Source organism: Acidobacteriota bacterium (assembly GCA_039028635.1).
In the GTDB taxonomy this organism is placed as follows: Bacteria; Acidobacteriota; Thermoanaerobaculia; order Multivoradales; family JBCCEF01; genus JBCCEF01.
Window position 1 is genome coordinate 110,040 of record JBCCHV010000004.1, and the last position, 21,707, is coordinate 131,746.

At 68.6% G+C, this 21,707-nt stretch carries 17 protein-coding genes and 1 tRNA gene; 11 read left to right on the forward strand and 7 right to left on the reverse strand.

The window, feature by feature from the left end:
* The first annotated feature begins 4 nt into the window (after positions 1-4).
* The 7 genes from AAF604_03055 (at position 5) to AAF604_03085 (ending at position 4,705) form a co-directional block, all read left to right on the forward strand.
* Entirely contained in the window at positions 5-739 is a 735-nt protein-coding gene (locus tag AAF604_03055) for a ZIP family metal transporter (protein MEM7048606.1), read from the forward strand.
* On the forward strand, positions 736-1,464 hold the full coding sequence (locus AAF604_03060) for a ZIP family metal transporter (protein ID MEM7048607.1): 729 nt from the start codon (positions 736-738) through the stop codon (positions 1,462-1,464). Before AAF604_03055 ends, AAF604_03060 begins: the two co-directional genes overlap by 4 nt.
* 92 nt (positions 1,465-1,556) lie before the next feature.
* Positions 1,557-2,087 carry a sigma-70 family RNA polymerase sigma factor gene (locus AAF604_03065; GenBank protein ID MEM7048608.1) on the forward strand — a complete coding sequence of 177 codons (531 nt, stop codon included), beginning with the start codon at positions 1,557-1,559 and terminating at the stop codon, positions 2,085-2,087.
* Positions 2,084-2,551 (forward strand): hypothetical protein, encoded by a 468-nt coding sequence (locus tag AAF604_03070; protein MEM7048609.1) that lies wholly within the window; start codon positions 2,084-2,086, stop codon positions 2,549-2,551. The genes AAF604_03065 and AAF604_03070 overlap by 4 nt, the downstream gene beginning before the upstream one ends.
* A gap of 30 nt (positions 2,552-2,581) precedes the next feature.
* A complete protein-coding gene (locus AAF604_03075; protein MEM7048610.1) occupies positions 2,582-3,508 on the forward strand; it encodes a PDZ domain-containing protein in 927 nt (308 codons plus the stop codon).
* Between the two features lie 229 nt (positions 3,509-3,737).
* Complete coding sequence (locus AAF604_03080) at positions 3,738-4,175, forward strand: DNA cytosine methyltransferase (GenBank protein ID MEM7048611.1); 438 nt, start codon at positions 3,738-3,740, stop codon at positions 4,173-4,175.
* On the forward strand, positions 4,175-4,705 hold the full coding sequence (locus AAF604_03085; protein MEM7048612.1) for a hypothetical protein: 531 nt from the start codon (positions 4,175-4,177) through the stop codon (positions 4,703-4,705). Before AAF604_03080 ends, AAF604_03085 begins: the two co-directional genes overlap by 1 nt.
* A gap of 9 nt (positions 4,706-4,714) precedes the next feature.
* On the opposite strand, the gene AAF604_03090 is transcribed toward AAF604_03085, so the two are convergent.
* Complete coding sequence (locus AAF604_03090; GenBank protein MEM7048613.1) at positions 4,715-6,889, reverse strand: sulfatase; 2,175 nt, start codon at positions 6,887-6,889, stop codon at positions 4,715-4,717.
* A 77-nt stretch (positions 6,890-6,966) separates the two neighbouring features.
* On the opposite strand from AAF604_03090, the gene AAF604_03095 reads away from it, so the two are divergent.
* Positions 6,967-7,590 carry a methyltransferase domain-containing protein gene (locus AAF604_03095; protein MEM7048614.1) on the forward strand — a complete coding sequence of 208 codons (624 nt, stop codon included), beginning with the start codon at positions 6,967-6,969 and terminating at the stop codon, positions 7,588-7,590.
* A 99-nt stretch (positions 7,591-7,689) separates the two neighbouring features.
* Positions 7,690-7,766: transfer RNA gene (locus AAF604_03100), tRNA-Met, on the forward strand.
* A gap of 76 nt (positions 7,767-7,842) precedes the next feature.
* Here the strand turns inward: AAF604_03100 and AAF604_03105 are convergent.
* From AAF604_03105 to AAF604_03130, 6 genes are all read right to left on the reverse strand, one after another.
* Positions 7,843-9,924 (reverse strand): S46 family peptidase, encoded by a 2,082-nt coding sequence (locus AAF604_03105; GenBank protein ID MEM7048615.1) that lies wholly within the window; start codon positions 9,922-9,924, stop codon positions 7,843-7,845.
* Between the two features lie 252 nt (positions 9,925-10,176).
* Positions 10,177-11,409, reverse strand: coding sequence for an MFS transporter (locus tag AAF604_03110; protein ID MEM7048616.1), 1,233 nt, complete (start codon positions 11,407-11,409; stop codon positions 10,177-10,179).
* A complete protein-coding gene (locus AAF604_03115; protein MEM7048617.1) occupies positions 11,409-13,085 on the reverse strand; it encodes an iron ABC transporter permease in 1,677 nt (558 codons plus the stop codon). The genes AAF604_03110 and AAF604_03115 overlap by 1 nt, the downstream gene beginning before the upstream one ends.
* Complete coding sequence (locus tag AAF604_03120; GenBank protein MEM7048618.1) at positions 13,082-14,173, reverse strand: ABC transporter ATP-binding protein; 1,092 nt, start codon at positions 14,171-14,173, stop codon at positions 13,082-13,084. Before AAF604_03120 ends, AAF604_03115 begins: the two co-directional genes overlap by 4 nt.
* A gap of 19 nt (positions 14,174-14,192) precedes the next feature.
* Positions 14,193-15,221 (reverse strand): extracellular solute-binding protein, encoded by a 1,029-nt coding sequence (locus tag AAF604_03125; protein ID MEM7048619.1) that lies wholly within the window; start codon positions 15,219-15,221, stop codon positions 14,193-14,195.
* 2 nt (positions 15,222-15,223) lie between these two features.
* Positions 15,224-17,893, reverse strand: coding sequence for a PIG-L family deacetylase (locus tag AAF604_03130; protein ID MEM7048620.1), 2,670 nt, complete (start codon positions 17,891-17,893; stop codon positions 15,224-15,226).
* A 139-nt stretch (positions 17,894-18,032) separates the two neighbouring features.
* Between AAF604_03130 and AAF604_03135 the strand changes: the two genes are divergently transcribed.
* A complete protein-coding gene (locus AAF604_03135; protein MEM7048621.1) occupies positions 18,033-20,516 on the forward strand; it encodes a 2-oxoglutarate dehydrogenase E1 component in 2,484 nt (827 codons plus the stop codon).
* 3 nt (positions 20,517-20,519) lie between these two features.
* Positions 20,520-21,701 (forward strand): serine hydrolase domain-containing protein, encoded by a 1,182-nt coding sequence (locus AAF604_03140; GenBank protein MEM7048622.1) that lies wholly within the window; start codon positions 20,520-20,522, stop codon positions 21,699-21,701.
* Positions 21,702-21,707 lie beyond the last annotated feature (6 nt).

The following is a 21,707-nucleotide window of genomic DNA, read 5'->3' on the forward strand; positions in this document are numbered from 1 at the left end:
TGGGGTGATCCCGTCGGATCCGACCCTCGCGGTCCTACTCTTCGCCAGCCTGGCGGCGGCGAGCGCCTTCCTCGGTGCCCTGCCGCTGCTCGGGCGGAGAGCGCAAGCGCCGCAGGCCTTGCTCGGCTGGTCGAATGCCCTCGCTGCCGGTCTCATGTTGGGATCGGCCTTCGTGCTCTCCGAAACGGTCGGTGCCGCCGCTCCCTGGGCTAGTGCCCTCGGGGCGGCCCTTGGGACCTGTTACAGCGCCTGGGCGCGGTCCGTCTCCGGCGGGCCGATTCCAGAACCATCCCTCTGTGAGCCGGCGCAGGGCTACCAGGCCCTGCTGGTGGCGACCTTGCACTCCGCGTCCGAGGGTATCGCCATCGGCGCCGCGATGGCGGCGGACCTCTCCCTCGGCATTTTCACCGCCCTGGCGATCGCGGTGCACAACGTGCCGGAAGGACTCGTTCTCGGGGCGGTGCTGCGGGGACACGGCGTCACGTCTCTGCAGGCCGGAGCGCTGGCGGTCGCCGCCAACATCAGTCAGGTGCTATTCGCGGTCTCGACCTTTGCGGTGATCTCGGCGGCGCCGGCCATCCTCCCCTGGATACTCGGCTTCGCGGTGGGTGCTCTGGTCTTCCTGATCCTGACGGAGCTCTTGCCGGAGGCCTATCGCGAAGCCGGCGCCAGCCGCATCGCCCTGGTGACCAGCGTGGCGATGAGCCTGGTGGTGCTGCTGCGGGGACTGGTGCCGTGAGCCCGGTGCTGCTGGTTTTCCTCTACGGTCTCCTGACTGCCTTGGCGACCGGGCTGGGAGCTTTGCCTTTTGTCTTCGTGCGTCGGGTCTCGGCGCGCGCCGTCGCTTACGCCAATGCCGTGGCCGCCGGTCTCATGCTAGGCGCGAGCTTCGGGCTGGTTGCCGAGGGTACCCGCACCGGGCGCTGGCAGACCATTGCCGGGGTCCACCTGGGCATCGCTTTCATCCTGCTGATCCAGAGATTTCTGGGGGAGCACGATGTCCGGTTCGGTCGGCTGAGCGGTGCCGGGGCGCGCAGGATCCTCTTGATGCTGGTGGTGATGACGGCCCACTCCTTCGCCGAAGGGGTGGCGGTGGGGTCGTCCTTTGGCGGCGGCATGACCTTGGCGACGGTGATCACCGTCGCCATCGCGGTGCACAACGTCCCCGAGGGATTGGCGATCAGTGCCGTGTTGCGACCCCAAGGGGTGAGCGTACTCGCCTGTGCCGGCTGGAGCATCTTTTCGTCATTGCCGCAACCGGTGATGGCGGTCCCCGCCTTTCTCTTCGTCGACACCTTCCGCTCGGCCTTGCCTTACGGTGTCGGATTCGCCGCCGGGGCGATGGTTTACATGGTCTTCGTCGAGCTCCTGCCGGAAGCCTTCGACCAGGCGCCGCAGCCGCGGGTCGGTCTTCTCGCCACTCTGACGCTGGTGGCCATGATCCTCTTCCAGCGCTTCCTATGATCTTTTTCGACCGGCTGCGGAACCCTGCGCCGGACGGTGCGTTGTGGGGGATGCGAGAGGAGCGCATGGGCGAACGGAGCGATGCCGATTTGATGGCCGCGACACGCCGGGGTGACCTCGAGGCCTTTGGCAGCATCGTCGATCGCTACAAGGACCCGCTGGTCAACTATCTCACCCGCCTGGCAGGCTGTCGCCAGCGGGCCGAGGACCTGGCGCAAGACAGCTTCCTCCGACTCTTCGAGAGCGCACGGCGCTACGAGGAGCGGGGCTGTCTCAAGGCCTTGCTGTATCGCATTGCGGTGAATCGTCTGCGCTCCGAGGAACGCCGCTTCCGCCGCTGGCGGGGAATCGAGCCAATGTACGGGGCGAGCGCCAACGGGCACACGCCGGAGGCCGGCGATCTGCTGCGGGACGAGCTCCAACACCAGGTGCAGGGGGCGATCGCCGACCTGCCCCTGAAGTTTCGGATTCCCCTCGTTTTGCACGAGCTCGAGGATTGGCCCTATGACGCCATCGCGGACCAGCTCGGTTGTCGAGTCGGGACCGTGAAGTCGCGGATCTTTCGAGCTCGCGAACGGCTCCGGCGGCGGCTGGAGCCCTATTGGAACGGAGAAGCTCGATGAGCGACCGACGTCTCGACGAGGCCCTACGCTCGCTGCCGACGGCACGAGCCAGCGATGAATTCACCGCCCAGGTGCTGCGCCGGCTGCCGGCCGATGCGGGGACCGAGCAAGGGCCCGGGAATCCCTGGAATCGCCCGGCGAGCTGGGCCGGTTTGGCGGCCGCGGCGATGCTGTTGCTGGCCTTCGCCGGCGTCTTGTTGGCGCCGCGCGGTGGGGGTGACGACTCGGCGGCAGTGGATCGCGAGGAAGCCCGTGCTCTCCTCGAGGAGCTGCGCCAGGACCACCGTCGTCTGACCGCCGAGGTGCGCTCCCTGCGCGAGCACCAGCAGGCTCCAGTGCTCTACCTGGGCGGAGACGAAGGCCTCGACATCGTGCTCGATCTCGGCCGCGAGGATCTGCGACCGTCGGCGCGCCGGGCGCCGGCCGGCGGCGAGTATCGACCCGCCCGCATGACCACCTACTGAGACCTATCGGTAGCAAGGGAGAACAGCCCCATGAAACGCATCGCGCTATCCACGTTGATACTCGCCGGCCTCGCTATGGGCGGAGCGGTTTGGGCGCAGGATGATGAGCACCGGGTGGTGGTGATCAGCCAGAACGTCGAGATCACCGAAGACGACGAGGGCGTGATCGACTGCCGGGCGATCTCCGTCAGCGACGGCGCCGAGCAGGAGCTGCGCTGCGAGCTGCGCGAGGGCAGCGATGGCCTGACCCGCGCGGTGTTCTTCAATGCTCAGGGCGAAGAGGTCGAGATCGAGGGTGAGTCCAAGCTCAACTGGCTGACCCAGAGCCTGCGCAATCGGCCGCTGATTCTCGGCGATCACTCGAGCCACGATCAGCGCTTCGACCTGCAGATTTTCGGGCTCGACGAGCCCGGCAAGCCGCGGGGCTTCCTCGGCCTGCGTCTCACCGACCTGACGCCGGAGCTGCGACGCTTCTTCGGAGTCGCCGAGACCGCCGGGGTTCTGGTCGCCCAGGTGACGCCCGGCGGGCCCGCCGATCGCGCCGGCGTGCGCGTGGGAGACGTGCTGACGGCCCTCGACGGCAAGGATGTGGTGGCGAGCCGCGACCTGCGTCGCCTGGTGCGGGCCTATCAGGAAGGGGATCCGGTGGTGCTCGAGATCTACCGCGACCGGCGCCTCCAGAAGGTCACCGCCGAGATCACTCTGCGGGCCGTGCCCGAAGCCGACATTCGGCAGTTCCTCTGGCGATCACAGCAGGATGCCGGGGACGCCAGCGGCAACGCCTTCACCTACCGCCTCGACTCGGGCGGTGCCGCTGCGGCCATCGTCGATCTCCAGAAGACCCTCGAACGTGGCGAGGGCCTCTTCCCGCAGCCGTCTTGCGGACCCCTGGAGAAGCGTCTCGAGGAGCTCGAAAAGAAAATCCTCGAGCTCTCGCAGCGGCTCGAAGGCCGCTGATGCCGCGGCCGTGAGACGGCGGCGCGGCGCTCGCTGGTCGGGAAGCGGCTTGCGCCGCGACCCGCCCTCGTGGCTGAGCGGCGAGATGAGAGAATCAGCCCGTTCCGTTCCTGTTTGACTCGCTGGTCGGTTTTCGGGAAGCCCGAGGACCGACCGATGCGCCCAGGGAGTGGAATGGGTGGGGGCTATTCGCCGGGTCCCTCCCGAACGGTCGTTCACGGAGGGACTGATGAAGATTCGCACTTTCCTGCTCATTCTGGTCTTCCTGCTGGCGTTGCTGTTCACCGCTCTCAACTGGGAGCAGTTCGCCGCGCCGGCGAGCCTCAACATCCTGATCGGTCGGGTCGACGCGCCGCTGGGGTTGCTTCTCCTCGGTGCGATGGGCATCCTGACCTTGGTCTATTTGCTCCTGCTGTCGAAGAGCGAGGCGGCGGCGCTGATCGAAAGCCGGCGCACCCTCAAGGACCTCGAGAAGGCCCGCAAGGTCGCCGAGCAGGCCGAGGAATCACGCATTCGCGAGCTCCGCGATCAGCTCGATATCGAGCTCGAACAGCTCCACGGGAAGATCGATCGCCTGCTGGGCGTAAAGGAAGAAGAGCCGGCTTCGCCTGCCGAGGGTGAGGTGGTGGCTCCGGTCGAGGACGAAATCGGCAAGGAGGCGGATTGATGGGTGATCGTGGTGGTATCGGTTGCGGCAAGCTCTTCCTGGGGTGTGGCTGTCTAGTCCTGATTCTGCTGTTGGTGAGCGGCTTGACCCTCGCCCTCAATCCCGACCTGCTCAAATCGACCGCCTGGTACCAAAAGGCCGAAGAGCTCGCCGCCGAGGGCAAAGGCGCCATGCAGTTCGCCCTCACGCTGCGCGAAGAGCTGCTCTCGATCTATCCAGCGGAGGACCTGGGGGTCAACTGGAACTGGTCCAACGAGTCCGGCAAGACCCTCGCCGTCGAGATCGTCAACCCGGCCTTCGCCGACGACGAGAATGCGGACTGGAACGCCATCGCCCTCGAGATTGCTCGCTACACCGCCTCGGCCCACGGCAAGCCCGAAGAGCTCGAGGGAATTCAGGTCGTCATCACTCAGCGAGTCACCGCCGGCGTGAGCTTTTCGAAGGAGCAGGACTACTACTTCTCGATGGAGGAGATCGGCGACCTCGGCCTGCGACCGCAGGTCGAAGCGACCCCCGGCGAGACTCTCTGAGGGGCGTCCTTACAGGTATCCCAGCGCTTCGAGCTGGCGCCGGGTCTCTTCGTCCTCGGCCGGTGGTGTGGCGCCGTCCTCCGCGGGGCGACCGGACTCGATCCAGGCGCGCAGTCGCTCGCGCAGCCAGGCGGCTTCCGGCCGCCCGTCGCCGGCCAGATTGAGGCGCTGCTCGGGGTCGCCTTCGAGGTCGAAGAGATAGACCGGCTGCTTGCTGCGCCCGAGGCCGTCCCCCTGGCCCCAGCCGAGTCCTTGACGCGGTGCGAAGATCAGCTCGAGGCGGTCGCTGCGGGCGGAGAAGATGCCGCCGGGAACGCTGGCGGCGGCGGCGAAGCGCACTGGCTGCGGCGACCATTGGGAGGCGAGCAGATTTCGCCCCGCAGGCTCGCCGGAGACCACCAGGCCGCGCAGCGTGGCATGGAGGTCGGTGGTGTCGGTGGCGGCCGCGATGCGCCGCGGCGCCAGCCGGCCCGGAGCCCACAGGATCAACGGAATCTCGATCATCTCGCGATAGAGGGTGTAGCCGTGGAGCAGGCCGCCATGGTCGAAGAGCTCCTCGCCATGGTCCGAGGTGACGGCGAGGACGGTGTCCTGCGGCGCGAAGCGTTCGGCGAGGGCGTCGAGGAGATGCCCGATCTGCTGATCGTTGTAAGCCAGGGCGCCGGCGTAGAGTCCCCGCAGGCGCTCGCGATCGCCGTCGGCGAGGGTGCGTCGGCCGCGCTGGACGTCGAGCAGCGTCTCGGTGGCGCCGTCGATGGCCGAAGGGCCGCGCGGCGCAAAGCGGGAGCGCAGCGGCTCCGGCGGGGTGTAGGGGTTGTGGGGGTGGATGGTGTGCAGGTAGAGGAACACCGACGCGGTGGCCGGCAGGGTGTCGAGCCAGGCCTCGGCGGCGGCGTGGATGCGCGCTGCGTTGTCGTTGACCGGACCGGTGGTCCCACCGTCCACCAAGGCGGCGTGCTCGAAGCCGCGGTCGGTGCCGTAGGTGGGCGACACGTAGACATTGCCCGAAAACAGGCCGGTGCGGTAGCCGGCGTCGGCGAACTGCTCGGCGAGGGTCGGAAGGCCATCGGCCGGAATCTTCCAGCCGCCTCGGAAACGCGGCGCGTGGCCGGTCAAGAGTGCCTTGGTGGAGGGTAGGGTGTTGGGAGCGGTGGAGCGGTGATTGGCGAACAGCCAGCCCTCTTGCGCCAGGCGATCGAGGGTCGGGGAGGCGCCGCGAGGACTGCCGTAGGCGCCGAGGGCGTCGGCTCGCAGGGCGTCGAGCACGTAAAGGACCACCAGCTTCGGCCGTTCGGTCGTCGGCGCGGTCGTCTCGGCGCCGGCCGCCGCCCGCGGGGTCGTCGGTTGCGTTCCGCCTTCCCAGCGCAGGTCGTGCCAGGTGGCGGCCGGTCCCGCGCCCTGGGCGAGTAGCCGGATGCGCCGCCAGCCAGGGGCTGGGGGCGCATCGAAGGTCAGGTCGAAGGCACCGCGCAGTCCGTTGTCGGGCCAGGATCGCTCGACCAGTGGCCGGCCTGTCGCGTCCTCGACCCGCAGGACGAAGCGCTGATCGGGCGCCGGTGCTGGGGGCGGCACGAAGCGACCCGTCAATCGGTGGCGGCCGGCGACGGGACGCACCGCTTCGAGCAGGGAGGTGCCCTGCTGGTGGATCTCGTCGCCGACTCGCTCGATTTCCCCGGGGTGGGCCACCGGCCGCACCGCCGCACCGGCCAAGGCGACGTCGCGGCTGCCGGAGAACGTCAGGTCGAGGGGTACCCGGCCGAGGGGTAGATCCGCCGGCAGGGGAAGCTCGATCGTCGCCTCTACCGGCGCCTGCGCCAGCAGGCGGTCGCCGAAGCGCACGGCGACCTCGCCGCCGGTGCCGCCGGCGAGATCGAGCACCAGCCGCCGCGGTCGCGCCGCCAACTGCACGATCTCGAGGCGGGAGCCGCCCTCGAGAGGATTGAGCCGGACTCGGCCTTCGCCGTCGCGCCAGGGCCACCAACCGGCGAGAAAGCGATGGCCGTCGAGGCTCGGCCGGTGATCCAACCGCGCCGCTTCGATCAGCAGGTCCGGCTGATGCAGATCGTCGAGCAGAGGCCTTGCCGGCGGTGGCGCCGGGGGGCGGCAGGCGAGGGCGAGAAGGGCCACCGAGAGGAGGCCAGAGAGGATTAGCCGTTGCCGGAGACTGGCGGGGGGTCCCTGCATGGGCGCGATCCTACCCCGCCGGGGCGCCGCCGCGGCGAGGCGCTGATAGACTGCGCCGGCCCCTCGGAATTCCCTCCATGCCCCTCCTGCGTCGCGTTCCTCAGAAGCTCCATATCGGAGCCGGCAAGCTCCGCCTCGAAGGCTGGGTCAATATCGATATCCAGGCCCTGCCCGGCGTCGATGTGGTGGCCGATGTCACCGAGGGACTCGACTTCCGCAACGTCGAGGCGGTCTACGCCGAGCACTTTCTCGAGCATCTCGACATTCAGGCGGCGTTGGCCTTCCTGCTCGAGTGTCACCGGGTCCTACGCCCGGACGGCTGGCTGCGCCTTTCGACTCCCAATCTCGATTGGGTATGGAGCACCCATTATCCGCCCTACTTCGAGGGCCGGCAGAAGGAAGAGGCGGCGATTCGCGCCAACCGCGCCTTCTATGGCTGGCGCCATCGCTTTCTGTGGAACCGCGAGCTCCTCGGACGGGCGCTGCGCGCCTGTGGCTTCGAGGATCTCCGTTGGTGCCGCTACCGGGAGAGCGATCTCGAGGTGTTCCAGGGCCTCGAGCGCCACGAGACCTACACGGACACCGACGAGATGCCCCATGTGCTGATCGTCGAGGCCCGCCGCGGGCGTTCCCAGGAGGCGGATCTCGCCGCCCTCCGTGCCGAGATCCACGACGAGTTCCTGATCCACCTCGACGATTAGAGGTGGCCTCTCCGGGCCGCCGGCCCGGGTGTTGACTCCTCGTCGGGACTGTGCAACGATTCGCCTCCGCGGCGGAACACGACCGTCGCTTCAAGGTGACGCGGGGTGGAGCAGTCTGGTAGCTCGTTGGGCTCATAACCCAAAGGTCGCAGGTTCAAATCCTGCCCCCGCAACCAACCTTGATCGCTCAAGGCCCGGCAAACGCCGGGCCTTTTCGCGTTTGAACCGCGCTCACCGGAAACCAGCAGCGCGCTAGCGACCTCCTTCCATCAGCTCTTTGCCGAGGTGCTCGGCGCCGGGGTAGATCTCGAGCAAGGTCTCGAGAACGGCCGCGGCATGCACCGACACGGAGCGCCCCTGCTCGTCGTTGTAGACGAAGCGGTTGGGGAGCGCGAAGAGATTGCCGTCGAAGATGATGCCGACGAACTCGCCGGCGCGGTTGATCACCGGGCTGCCGGAGTTGCCGCCGATGATGTCGTGGGTCGAGACGAAGTTGTAGGGCGTCTCGGGGTCGATTCGGTCGCGCGCGGCGGCCAACGTCGGCGGGATGTCGAAGGGCGCCTCGCCGCCGAACTTCTCGGAGCGCTCGAAGAGACCGCCGAGCTGAGTCACCCAAGGGATGTCCTGCTCCCCTTCGCGATAACCGAGGGCCTGGCCGTAGGACAGCCGCAGGGTGAAGGTGGCGTCCGGGTAGGTGTCCGTGCCGTGGACTTCGAAGAAGGTGTCGGCGATCTTCTCGTTGGCTGCTCGGCGGACGGCGCTGACCTCGTCGTCGTTGCGACGGCGCAGCTCACGGCCGGTTTCGTCGATGGTCCGCATCAGGCGAATCAGCGGGTCGTCCGAGGCCTTCACGGCCGCGACGCCGCCGTCCACGAGGCTCTTGCGCACCTCGACGTCGGCCAGCTTGGTGCCTGAGATCAGCTCCGCGGCGAGCTTTTCCGCGGTCTTGCCCTGGAAGACCTCCAGCACCAGCGGGTTGGTGAGGCCGAACTGAGCCCGGAACTGGCGCAGCGCCATTTCCATCCGGAACTGCTCGTACTCGGGATAGATCGGAGCTTTCGAGTAGAGGCGCTGGAGCACCGAGGGCATGGCGGTTTCGCGGAACTCCCGCAGGCGCTCGGCGTTCGGCCTTTCGACCTCGGCGGTCAGCCGCACGAGGCGCCGGGCGATGCCCGACAGCTTGGTGCCGCTGAGGCCGGCGAGGGCCTCCGAACGGCGCGCGAAGGTGCGTCCGATGGTAATCGACCGTTCGAGGTCCGCCCAGGGGTCGCCGATGCGTGCCGCCAGCTCGGGATCGCTCGCCACCTTCTCCCGCAGCAGCTCCTCGTCCGCCGTCTTGCGCGCCATCAGCTGGTCGTCCACCAATCCCGACATGTAGCCGGAGATCGCCTTGATGCCGTTCTCGACACCCAGCAGATCGTCCTCGACGATGCGCTCCTGCTCTTCGCCACGGGCGGCGAAGCTGCGCAGGGCGTCGCGCAGGTAGGAAAGGCGCAGCAGGGTATGGGGGTAGGCCTCGTCGCGCAGGTACTCGAGCTGGGCGACGGCGTTGAGGCGGCCGGTCGAGCCCGGGTTGCCGGAAACGAAGATCACCTCGCCCTCCTGCGGACCGGCGGGATTGAACTCGAGGAAGTTCTCGGTGCGCGCCGGCTCGTCGCCGTCCCATACCCGGAAGAGAGCGAAGTCCATGCAGTAGCGCGGATAGTTGAAATTGTCCGGGTCGCCGCCGAAGAATCCGAACTGGGCCTCCGGTGCGAACGCCAGGCGCACGTCCGTGTAGCGGCGATAGCGGTAGAGGTCGTACTCCCCACCGCGGTAGAGGGTGATGACGTCGCAGCGCAGGCCGGTTTCGTCCTGGCACTCTTTCTCGATGCGCGACAGCTCGCCGCGCCGGGCCTCGCCGGCGGCCGCCGCGTCCTTGGTGTCGCCGACGGCGGCACGCACGCGATCGGTGACCCGCTCGATGCTGTCGAGGACGTTGAGCTCGAGGTCCGGGCAGACCTCTTCATCGGCCAAGCGGCGGGCGACGAAGCCCTCTCCGACAAAGTCGTTCTCGGCCGATGACAGTTTCTGGATGCAGTCCAGGCCGACGTGGTGATTGGTGATCACCAGGCCGTCGGCGGACACGAAGGAGGCGGAGCCGCCCGAGTTGAATCGCACCGACGACAGGCGCACGTGGTCGAGCCACTCCTGGCTCGGGGCGAATCCGTATTCGGCTTCGAACTTGGCCGAGGGGAAGCCGTTGAAGGTCCACATGCCCTCGTCGGCGGCGGCGCTACCGACGACCAGGCCGGCAAGCGCCAAGGCGAGGGTCCAGCGATGGATCTGTTGCATTCCTTCCATCTCCTTCGAGATTGAGCGGGGTTTGATTTGGTGAATTCTATCGATACGGAGAGCGTGCTCTCCTGCTGGTTGGGTTGCCGACAGCGCTTTCTGGCGCGCCGGCCCCTGGTGGCCCGGGTGTCGGGCTCTCACCGTTCCGGTGGCGTTTCTGTTTTTACGAATGGCGTGAAGGTGAGGTTTCCAGCGATCTCGGCGGCGGCGAGGCGAGCAGGCCCGCTGCGATCGGACCTTGGCGTCGGGGGTTCAGGCGGGGGCGACGGGGTCCGGGGCCGGCGCCGCTTCCGGAGCTGCGGCCTCGGCGCTGATCGGTTTGATCACACCCCAGGCGATGGTTCCCGCGACCGCCACCAGCGCCGAGGCGACCCAGAACGGCGTGGCGATGCCGGCATGCTGGAACAGCAGGCCGGCCCAGGAGGGGCCGAGCCAGCGGGCGACGCCGCCGAAGGTCTGCTGCACGCCGAGGGTCTGGCCGACCTGGCGTTTGCTCGCCCGCTCTGAGACCAGAGCGGTGGTGGCGGGGAACAGGAAAGCGGTGCCGACGGGTACGAAGAGCACCGCCACCGCCAGGGTGAAGATCGAGCGTGGCAGTGGCAGGATGGCGAGGCCGAAGGCGAGGGCGATCCAGCCGAGGCGCAGGGTGCGCAGCTCGCCGAGGCGGTCGATCACCGGGCCGAGAACGAATGCTCGCATCACCAGCGACAGGCCGCCGACGTAGACGAAGAACCAACCGATGTTGGCCTCGGTGACGCCGAAAACGCGCTCGAGGTAGAGGGCGAGAACACCGTTCAGGGCCATGAAGGCCATCATGCTGACGGCGTAGAGCCAGATCAGCGCCGACACCGAGCCGGTGGGGCGTCGCAGCACTTCGGCCATGGTGCGCCAGATCGCCGTCGGCGGTGAGGCATCGCCGGTCTCGGCGCCCTTGGGCTCGCTCAGCCAGCGCCAGGCGAAGGCGAAATTGAGCAGGCAGAGGATGGCGGCGACGAAGCCCGGTGCGCTTTCCCCGAACTGCACCGCGAAGGACGCCACCGCCGGACCGAGCATGACGCCGGCGCTGGTGGCGGCGGTCACCCAGCCGAGGGCCTTGGCGCGCTGGCCGGGGCCGGCGGCGTCGGAGACGTAAGCCTGGATCACGCCGACGGTGCCGCCGGCGGCACCCTGGATGAGGCGCGACAGGAAGAGCATCCAGAGGGACTGGGCGAGGGCGAAGAACACGAAGGCGACGGCCGACGTCACCAGGCTGGTGAGGATGATCGGGCGGCGCCCCCAGCGATCCGACAGGCGACCCCAGAAGGGAGCGCTGACCAGCTGCATGAAGGAGAAGGCTCCAACCAGGTAGCCGACATCCGCAGGGGTTGCCCCGAAGCGCTGGGCGTAGAAGGGCAGCAGCGGCAGCACGATGAGGAAACCCATCATGTCGACGAAGCCGGTGACCATGATCACCCACAGGCGCTTGAGCATCGGAGGCTGGGTCATCAGGCGGCTTCCTTGCGGCCCCACAGCACGAAGGCGGTGGTGCCGGCGATCATCAACAAGACGCCGTAAACGCCGGCGACGCCGAGCTCTTGCAGCCGGAGGTTCGACAAGATCTCGATCGAGATCGGTCGCGTGCTGTAGGTGTAGAGCACGATCGAGGTCACGAAGTCACCGAGGCCGGTGATGAAGGCCAGGCTGGCGCCGGCGGCCAGCGCCGGCCGCACCAGCGGCAGCACGATCCGGCGGGCGGTGCGCCAGGGGCTGGCGCCGAGGGAGGCGGCGGCCTCCTCGAGGGCGCCGTCGAGCTGACCGAGGCCGGCGAGGGCGGCGCGGCCGGTCATCGGCAGATTGCGCACCAGGTAGGCCAACGGCAGGATCCAGGGGGTGCCGATCAGGACGAAGCGGCCGAACCAGGGTTGCTGAACGCTGAAGGTGGTCGCCAGGGCGACGGCGAAGACGGTGCCCGGAATCGCCCAGGGCAGCGACAGAAGTCCTTCGAGAAGGCGGCCGAGCCGGCCTTTGTGGCGCAGCGACGAGCGCGCTGCCAGGAAGCCCAAGAGGACCGCCGCCAGCGCCGCCACGGTGGCCATCCACAGCGAGTTCCAGACCGGCGTCAGTCGTCCCGGCTCGGCGGCCAGCAGGCGGTAGTTGTCGAAGTTGAGGACCGGCGGCCAGGCCTCCGTCGTCCAGGTACCCGGGGGCACCAGGGAGATCAGTACGAGGGTGGCGTGGGGCAGCAGCATGAGGGCGGCGAGGGCGTAGCCGGCGCCGCCGGCGAGGGCGCGGCTCCAGCGGCTGCGTAGCTGCCGCCGTGACGGCGCGATGCCGCGTACCGCGCCTTCCACCGCCGCCGGCGGGCTGAGGCGCTGCATCGCCCAGAGGGCGACGAGGGCCATCGCCGCCAAGGTCACCGTCTCGACGTAGGCCATGGTGGTCTCGCCGTTGAGCTTCGAGAACACGATCTGGGTGGTCATCACCCGAAAGCCGCCGCCGAAGATGTAGGGCGCCGAGAAGGACGCCAGAGAGGTCATGAAGGTGAGCAGGGCGGCACCGGCGAGGGACGGTCCGAGCAGCGGCAGGGTGACCTTTCGCAGGGTGCGTCCGGGGCCGGCGCCGAGGGAAGCGGCGGCTTCGAGCAGGGCGTTGTCGAGGCGGGCGAGGCCGGCGCGAGTGAACAGGTAGAAGTACACGTACATCGAGTACGCATGAACCAGGAGAATGGCCCCGGGACCGTTGAGCCGCCAGGGCGGTCCGTCGAGGGAAAACAGCATCCGAATGCCGCGCGAGATAAAGCCGCTCTCGCCGTAGAGGAAGAGAAAAGCGATCACTCCGACCAATGGCGGCAGGGCCACCGGCAGGGCGATCAAGGCGCCGAGGAACTGGCGTCCCGGAAACTCGGTGCGCTCGAAGATGAAGCCCAGGGGAATGCCGATGGCGGCCGCCAGAGCCACCGAGGCGAGGGAGATCCACAGACTGCGCCACAGTGCCAGCCACTCGTCGGGACGGCTGACGAATTCCTGGAACGGAGCCAGGCTCCAGCCATCGCCGCCGGCGAGCCCGAGGGCCTGCAGCAGGGTCATCAGCAGCGGGTAGCCGACCAGCCAGCCGAGGAAGGCGGCGAGCGCGAAGGCCGCCGAGCGGGAGGCGCGGCGGCTGGGCGGTCGGCGTTCCCTCACGGGAGCTTTCCGGGGGCAAAGAGGCGCGGTCGCGGACCGTTGCCGGCAGCGCTGACGATCACTGCCTCGTCGAGCCGGGCGGCGTCCGAGGGGGCCAGAACCTCGATCTCGGTGCCCGTGGCCAGAACGACCTGGAAGTAGGTCAGTGGACCGGTGAAGCGACGGCCGACGACGGTACCGGTCAGTCCCTCGCCTCGAACCGCGGGCGATCCTTCAGCGGTGGCGAGGCTCAGGGCGAGGCTCTCGGGCCGCACCACGAGCTCGGCCGCGGCGCCATCGGCGAGGTCGTCGGCATTGACCGCGGGCCAGGTGACGCCGGCCTCGAGCTCGATGCCCTGGCCGCCCGCAGTGACGCGACCGGAAAGGCGGCTGGCGCGGCCCACGAAGCCGGCGACGAAGGGCGTCGCCGGCTCACCGTAGAGCTCCTCGGGGCGTCCCACCTGAGCCAGCCGGCCGGCGTGGAGCACCGCCACCCGGTCGCCGAGGTCGAAGGCTTCCTCCTGCTCATGGGTGACCAACACGGTGGTGATGCCGACCCGCCGGAAGGCCGCCGCCAGCTCGCGCCGGGTGCGCTCGCGCAGGGCAGGATCGAGGTTCGAAAGGGGCTCGTCGAGGAGCAGCAGCTTGGGTTGCGGTGCCAGGGCTCGGGCCAAGGCGACACGCTGCTGCTGGCCGCCGGAGATCTCGCCGACGCGGCGTTGCTCGAAGCCGGCGAGGTCGACCAGCTCGAGCATCTCGGCGATGCGCCTGGCGCGCTCCGCCACCGGCAAGGCGACCGATTCGAGGCCGAAGGCGACGTTCTCGCCGACGGTGAGGTGGGGGAACAGGGCGTAGTGCTGGAACACCATGCCGAAGCGGCGTTTGGCCGGCGGCAGGGGAGCGACATCGAGGCCATCGACCCGGATGCTGCCGCGGTTGGGGTGCTCGAAGCCGGCGAGCAGGCGCAACAGGGTGGTCTTGCCGCTGCCGCTCGGTCCGAGGAGGGCGAGGATCTCGCCTTCCGCGACCTCGAGCGAGATGTCGTCGAGGACGCGCTGGTCACCGAAGCGCTTTTCGATGCCCTGGAGGGCGAGAAAGGGTCGATCCATGGAGCTGCCGGGTGCCTCCTCAGGCGGCGCCCTTACCGCGCACGCTGCGATCCCAGGTCGACATCCAGTCGGGGCCATGACGTTCGATGACGTCGCGGTCGACCTCGGCGGGCACGATGTTTTCGAGCACTTCGCGGGCCCAGGCCGGGAGATCCTCCGTCGGCAGGTCGTTGCGCGCCGGCAGCCGGAAGGCCTCGCGGGCGGCGAGCTCCTGCGCCTCCGGGCTGCCCACCCATTCGATGAAGCGTTTGCCGAGCTCGCCGTTGGGAGCTCCCGCGACCAAACCGATCGAGTCGACGATGATCGGTGTTCCGCTCGATGGGAAGCGATAGTCGAGGGGCATCCGGCGCTCGAGCTGCCAGAGGGCGTCGGTGAGCTCCCACACCGTCAGCAGACCCTCCTGGCGAACCATCTTTTCGACCATCAGCACCGGATTGAGGACGTACTCCTTGGTCTGCCCATCGAGGCGCCCGAGCCACTCGAAACCGGAGCGCGGATCGCCGGTGGTGCGCAGGGAGCGCTCCAGGATCATGCCGAAGAAGATCCGCATGGTGCCGCTGGCGAGGGGATCGCGAATCAGGATCTGGTCGTGCCAGCGCTCGTCGAGGAGGTCTTCCCAGTCCGCGGGCGCGTCCTCGGGGGCGATCGCCGCCGAGTTGAAGAGCAGCACCGGGGCGGTGCGGTAGGCGGCGAAGAATCGGTCCGCGGGATCGTTGTAGCCGGCCGGAATCGCCCCCGCCCAGCTCGGCCGGAAGGGCTCCAAGAGATTTTCCTCGGCTCCGCGGGCGAAGATAGTCGATGGGCCCCCGAACCAGACATCGGCTTGGGGGTTGGCCTTCTCCGAGCGCACCCGGTCGTAGATCTCCTGCGAGCCCATATCGAGCCAGCGCACGTCGACGCCGGGATTCTCGGCTTCGAAGGTGGTCTCGAAGAGGGACAGCAGGTCGCGGCCGTGGGGCGAGTAGACCAACAGCTTTTGGTCGCCTCCACCGCTACAGGCGGCGGCGAGGGGCAGCGCAATCAACAACCAGCGTAGGTGACGGCTCACGATCAGCTCCCGGAAAGTGCGAGGAGATTGGCGAACAGGCGATAAGCGCCGGGCACGCCGGCGGGTAGCTGCCGGAAGAAGGCCAGCCCCGTATAGATGTAGGTTCCCTCACCGTAGTCGGCCACCAGCAGGGCGCCCTCCTGGCGCTCGCCCCCGGGATCGGCCATCGCCAGCAGCGGCACGAAGGCTTCGTCCCAGGTGTCCGCCATGTAGAGGCCGCGCTCCTGCACCCAGTCGGACCAATCGGACTCGGCGATGCGATTCGGCGTGGTCCACACCGGGTGCTGCGGCAGCAGCGGCGTGACCGCGGCGGTCTCGTCCGTGACCCGGTCGTGGGGCCGGTCGATGGTCAAGGCGTAAGGGGCGAAGGCGCCACCGGCGAAGGCGTACTGCTGGTACTGGACGAGCAGCAGGCCACCGGCCTCGACGTACTCCAGCAGACGCGGATTGACCGCCGCCAGGCCGGCGGTGGCCTCGTAGGCGCGGCTGCCGATGACGATGGCGTCGTAGACCGACAGATCCTGGCTGGCGAGGGTCTCGGGGGTGAGCATCTCGATCGGCAGGGCGACCTCGCGCAATGCCTCCGGCACGCGGTCCGAGGCACCGCGGACGTAGCCGATGCGGTCGAGGCCGGGCACCGCCAGAGAGGTGGCGCTGATGCGGACCTCGGCGCGGCGCGGCTGCAGCGTCGGCACAACGTGGAAGTAGTCGATCTTGGGCAGCCCGAGGTCGAGGCGTAGCTGGCCCTGCGTCGTCTCGACCACCGCCTCGAGGCCGAGGCGGTAGTTGCCCGGCGGGAAGGGATTGGGTGGGCTGACCTGCAGGCGGACACTGTCCCGGGAGCCGCTCTTCTCCAGCCGGAAGGAGGCCGGGGCGACGGTCGGCCAGCCCGCCGGCACGGTGACCTCGACGCGGCCGCTCACCGGTGCGCCGGAGCGCGAGGTCAGCAGCACTTCGAGGTCCCTGGGTGCCCCGTCGCCGGTTGGCCACACCCACAGGTCGCGCCCGAGGTCGATCTCGAGGGGTGGCATCACCCGCAAGGGGTAGCGGATTTCGCCCTCGGCCTGATCGCGGTGGCGGTGTACGACCTCCCGCACGAGGGTCAGACGCTGGTCTCCCAGCGCGATGCGGAAGCGCGCCAAGAGCACTGGCGGACCGAAGGGCTCGCCGCGCACCGTCGCCGGGGCATTGCTCCAGTCGTAGAGGTCGCCGCGGCGGGGTCGCTCCAGAAAGTAGGGCACCGACGGGGCGCTGCCGGCCGGCACCGTCACCTCGAAGGCGCGCAGGTAGAAGCCCTTCTCGGGCTGATCCTGACCGAAGAAGCGAGCGATCCAGCCGCTGCGCTCGGGAAGCTCCGTCGGCGTCACGTCGAGGTCCAGGCCGCGCGGGCTGATCACCTCGAGGCCGAGGAGCTCGGCGCCGCTGGCGCCGGCATCCCAGAGCGCCGCTTCGAGGGTGATGGCCTCTCCCGGGATCAGGCCTTCGGCGGTGCTGTGGGCGTCGACGGCGAGGCCGGCCACGCTCACCACCAACTCTTCGGCGACGGCGATCTTCTCGTCCAACAGGTCCGCCGCCGGTTCCGCGATGTCGATCCACTGGCGGCCCTGGCGCAGGGTGTCGAGGATCTCCAGGGCGGTCGGCAGGATGGCCTGGGGATCGGCCGCGGTCACCCGGCCGTGGGCTTCTTCGGCGAGGCCCTGGGCGCGGCGCAGGAGCGCCTCGAGGCGCTCGCGGGAGTCCCCCGGGGGGAGCGTCGACGCGAGGCCGGCGAGGTCCGTATCGAGGCCGGCAAAAGGCTGGTCGCCGCCGTTGCCGGCGCCGCCTTCGACCCAGGAGAGTCGACCTTCCTGGGGACCGATGGGCTGCAGCATGCCCATGTCCTGGCAGCGGTGCTGGCTGCGGCTCGCCATCGCGATCTGGAAGATCGAACGGCCGCTCACCGGCTCGAGGCGGGCCAGGTCGTAGGTCATGGAGGCGCCCTCCGGATTCCACCAGGCGGCGCGGTAGAAGGCGCTCGGCTGCCAGGGCGCCAAGCCCTCGGCGATCAGCTCCGGAAAGGCCTTGGGGTCGCCGGCGGCGCGGAAGGCCTCGCCGGTGATGACGCCGGCGGCCTGGTGCTGGCCGTGGCCGGCGCGGGCGTCCGGGGGAAACACCGACACCACCACCTGCGGCTTGAACCGTCGCATCACCCGTACCGTGTCTTCGAGGAGAATCTCCCGGGGCCAGCGCTCGAAGGTCTCGTCGAGGGAGCGCGTGTAGCCGAAGTCGAAGGCGCGGGCGAAGTACTGGCGAGCGCCGTCGATGCGCCGGGCGGCCTCGAGCTCGCGGCTGCGCAGCAACCCGAGACCGACGCCGAGCTCGGTGCCGATGAGGTTCTGGCCGCCCTCGCCGCGGCTGAGGGAAAAGTACGCCGCCTCGCCTCCGAGGCCCCGACTGACCAGTGCCAGCAGGGTGGTGTCTTCGTCGTCCGGGTGCGCCGCCACGATCATCAGGCGGCGATGCTGTTGCAGCTTGGTGAGGGCGCGCTCGATGCGCTCGAGTCCGCCCGTCGAAGCCGGAACGTAGGGGTTGTCGGGCAGGGCGTCGGCGGTTGCCGATAGGGTCGTACCGAGGGCCAGGACGCTGGCCGTCAGCGCCGCGAGCAGGCCCCTGCAGGAGATCTTCCGAGTCATGTTCGAGCCTTCTCTTTACGCCGAGGGCTGAGGGATTTGAGGGCTTTTTGCGGGGCGTGAGTCTAGCATGGGCGCGACCGCCGAAGCGGCCTTCGGCGGGGGCGCCAAAAGAACCAGAAAGCGGTATCCTTCGGGGGCCATGAGCGAGTATCAGACGGTCACCGCCAACAAGCAGGAACACGAGCAGATCCTCGATGCATTCCGCCGCTGGGGCTATCTGCAAGCCAAGCTCGATCCCCTCGGTCGATTGCCCACACCACCGTTCGGCCAGCTCGACTTCGAGGGCGAGGTGGCCGAACAGGGGCGGCGCGCCTACTGTGGCTCGATCGCCGTCGAGTTCATGCACATCCCGGATCCCACCCGCCGGCGTTGGATCCAGGAGCGCATGGAGGGCGAAGCGCCGCCGGTCGATCATCCGCGCGTCTTCGACCGCCTGGTGCGGGCGGAAGCCTTCGAGAAGATGTTGCAGGCTCGCTACCTGGGCTCGAAGCGCTTCTCCCTCGAGGGCGTGACGGCGATCATTCCGCTGCTCGAGGAGATGCTCGATGTCGCCGCCGACGAGAATGCCGTCCAGGCGGTGGTGGCAATGAGCCATCGCGGGCGCCTCAACGTCATGGCCCACGTCGTCGGTGCTCCCTTCGAGCACCTCTTCGCCGGCTTCGAGGACGTCGATCCCAAGAGCGTCCTCGGCGGCGGTGACGTCAAGTATCACCAGGGGGCCACCGGCGTCTTCCACACCGCCCGCGGGCGTGAGATCAGCATCCACCTGGCCTCCAACCCGAGTCATCTCGAAGCCGTCGATCCGGTGGCCCTGGGTCGTACCCGGGCCAAGCAGCAGCGCCTCGGAGACGAGCAGCGCCGCCGCGTCATGCCGATTCTGCTGCACGGCGACTCGGCCTTTGCCGGTCAGGGGATCCTCGCCGAGACCCTCAACCTGAGCTCCCTCGAAGGCTTCGACGTCGGTGGCACGGTGCACGTCATCGTCAACAACATGATCGGTTTCACCACCGAGCCCCACGCCTACAACTCGACCCACTTCGCCACCGATGTGGCGCGGCGCCTGCCGGTTCCGATCTTCCACGTCAACGGCGAAGATCTCGATGCCGTGGTGCGCACGGCGCGACTGGCGGTGGAGTATCGCTATGCCTTCGGCAGCGAGGTGGTGGTCGACGTCATCGGCTACCGGCGCCATGGCCACAGCGAGGTCGACGACCCCACCATCACCCAGCCCTTGCTCTACCGCGCCCTCGAAAACCATCCCACCCTGTGGGAGATCTACGCCGAGCAGATCGGCCTCGGCGAGGCCGAGCGCAAGGCCAAGCACGACGAAGTCCGTGCCGAGCTCGAGGCGGCCCATCAGCGCGCCACCAGCATCGATAAGAAGCCGGCGCTGGCGCGACCGCCGAGCTATTGGGACGCCTACATCGGGGGCGCCTACGACGGCGCCTTCGAGGTTGACACCGGAGTCGATGGCGAAACCCTCGGCGAGCTCGCCGAGGCCCTCACCTACTACCCGCAGAGCTTCCACATCCACCCCAAGGTCAAGCGGCTGCTCGACCAGCGGGCCGAGATGGGGCAAGGCGAGCGGCCGATCGACTTCGGCATGGCGGAAGCCTTGGCGATGGCGTCGCTACTACATCAGGGGGTGCCGGTGCGCCTCTCCGGCCAGGACAGCCGGCGCGCCACCTTCAACCAGCGCCACGCCGTGCTGATCGACATCGAGGACGAGTCGGAAGTCGTGCCGCTGGCCGGCATCGCGCGCGACGACGCCTTCTTCGAGATCTACGACTCGATGCTGTCGGAAGCCGCGGTGATGGGCTTCGAGTACGGCTTTTCGCGCGACTACCCCGAGGCGCTGGTGCTGTGGGAGGCGCAATTCGGTGACTTCGCCAACGGTGCTCAGATCATCATCGATCAGTTCGTCACCGCCGCCGAGGACAAGTGGGGCTTGCTCTCGGGGTTGGTGCTGTTGCTACCGCACGGTTACGAGGGGCAAGGGCCGGAGCACTCGAGCGCCCGCTTCGAGCGCTTCCTGACGCTGGCGGCGGAGGACAACATCCAGGTCTGTCAGCCGTCGACGGCGGGCCAGTACTTCCACCTCCTGCGGCGCCAGGCGCTGCGCAAGTGGCGCAAGCCGCTGGTGGTCTTCACCCCCAAGTCGATGCTGCGCCACAAGGACTCGACGTCCAGCCTGGCGGAGCTCGAGAGGCCGCGCTTCCTGCCGGTGGTGGGGGATGCGCAGGTCGAGAACGCCGATCGAGTTCTGGTGTGCAGCGGCAAGATCGGTCATGAGCTGCTGCGTCAGCGGCAGCGCGGTGGCGACGACGCGACGGCGGTGGTCTTCCTCGACCAGCTCTACCCCTTCCCGAAGCACGAGCTGCGCGCCGAGCTCGAGCGCCACCCCCAGGCTCGGCAGCTCATCTGGGTGCAGGAAGAGCCGGCCAACATGGGGCCCCTCAACTTCGTTCTGCCGCGCCTGCGCCGCCTGGTGACGGATCGCATCAAAGTGCGCTCGATCAAGCGCTCCGCCAGCGCCAGCCCGGCGACCGGCTCTGCCAAGGCCCACTCGATCGAGCAGAAGACTCTTCTCGAGCTGGCTTTCTCGCGGCGCAAGGAGGACTAGCTCTTGGGGCGCATCGTTGCGCTGGGGACCGCTCTGCTGCTGGTTTTCGGGGGACTGCAGGCGGCAGCAGACGAGAGCGTTTCGAGCCTCGACCGGCAGGGCCTGATCGCCGCCGCGGAGGCCAGCCGCAGCGATGCCCTCTACGTCACCGTCGGTGACCAGGTGGTGATCGACTGGCGTCCGGAGGGCCAGCATCCGCAGCCCTACGAGCTGATGTCGGCGGTCAAGTCGGTGGTCGCCCTCGCCATCGGCCGGCTCCTCTCCCTCGGGCACCTCGAGAGCCTCGACCAGCCGGTCCATGGCTTTTTCCCGGAGTGGAAGCAGGGGCGCAAGCAGCAGATCACGGTCCGCCATCTGCTCAATCACACCTCCGGCCTGCAGAACGTCCCCAGCGCCGGCGCCGAGATCTATCCCAGCCCCGATGCGGTGCGCCTGGCCCTCGCCGCCGAGCTCGATCACGCCCCCGGGGAACACTTCTCCTACAACAACAAGGCGGTGAATTTGCTCGCCGGCATTGTCGAGCGGGCGTCCGGCCAGCGCATGGACCTCTTCATCCAGAAGCAGCTCTTCGCTCTCCTCGGCATCAAGACCTATCAGTGGTACTTCGATGCTTCGGGATCGCCTCATGCCATGGCCGGACTGCGGCTCTACGCGGCGGATGTCGCCAAGCTCGGCCGCCTGGTGCTCGACCGCGGCCAGTGGCAGGGAGAAGCGTTGCTCGCTGCCGACTTCGTCGACCAGATGCTGGCTCCCGGCCAGGAGCACTACCCGCTGGCCGGTTTGCTCTGGTGGCGCCATGCCGGCTCGCAGGAGATCGAGCTGGCGGCGACCGCCGATCTCGAGACTCTCCCCTGGCTCGCGGCCTTCGCTGGCAAGACCTTCTCTTCCTGGGGCGAAGTGCGCGAGCTCCTGCCGCAGGCAATGGGATCCCCGGAGAAGGCGCGCCGCTGGCTCGGGAATCACGGCCGGGCGGCGCTGCGAGAGCACTTCGACTGGCGTCTCGGAGAGATCGACGCCTACTACGGCGAGGGCTACCTCGGGCAGTACCTGGTAGTGGTGCCGGCGGCCGACCTGGTGGCGGTGCGTCAGATCGATTCGAAGCCGGGTCTCGACCGCGATACGGAGTTCCGAGACTTCGTGAAGCAGGTGGTGCGCTTCGCCAGCGCTATGCCGACCGCAGACTAGGCAAGG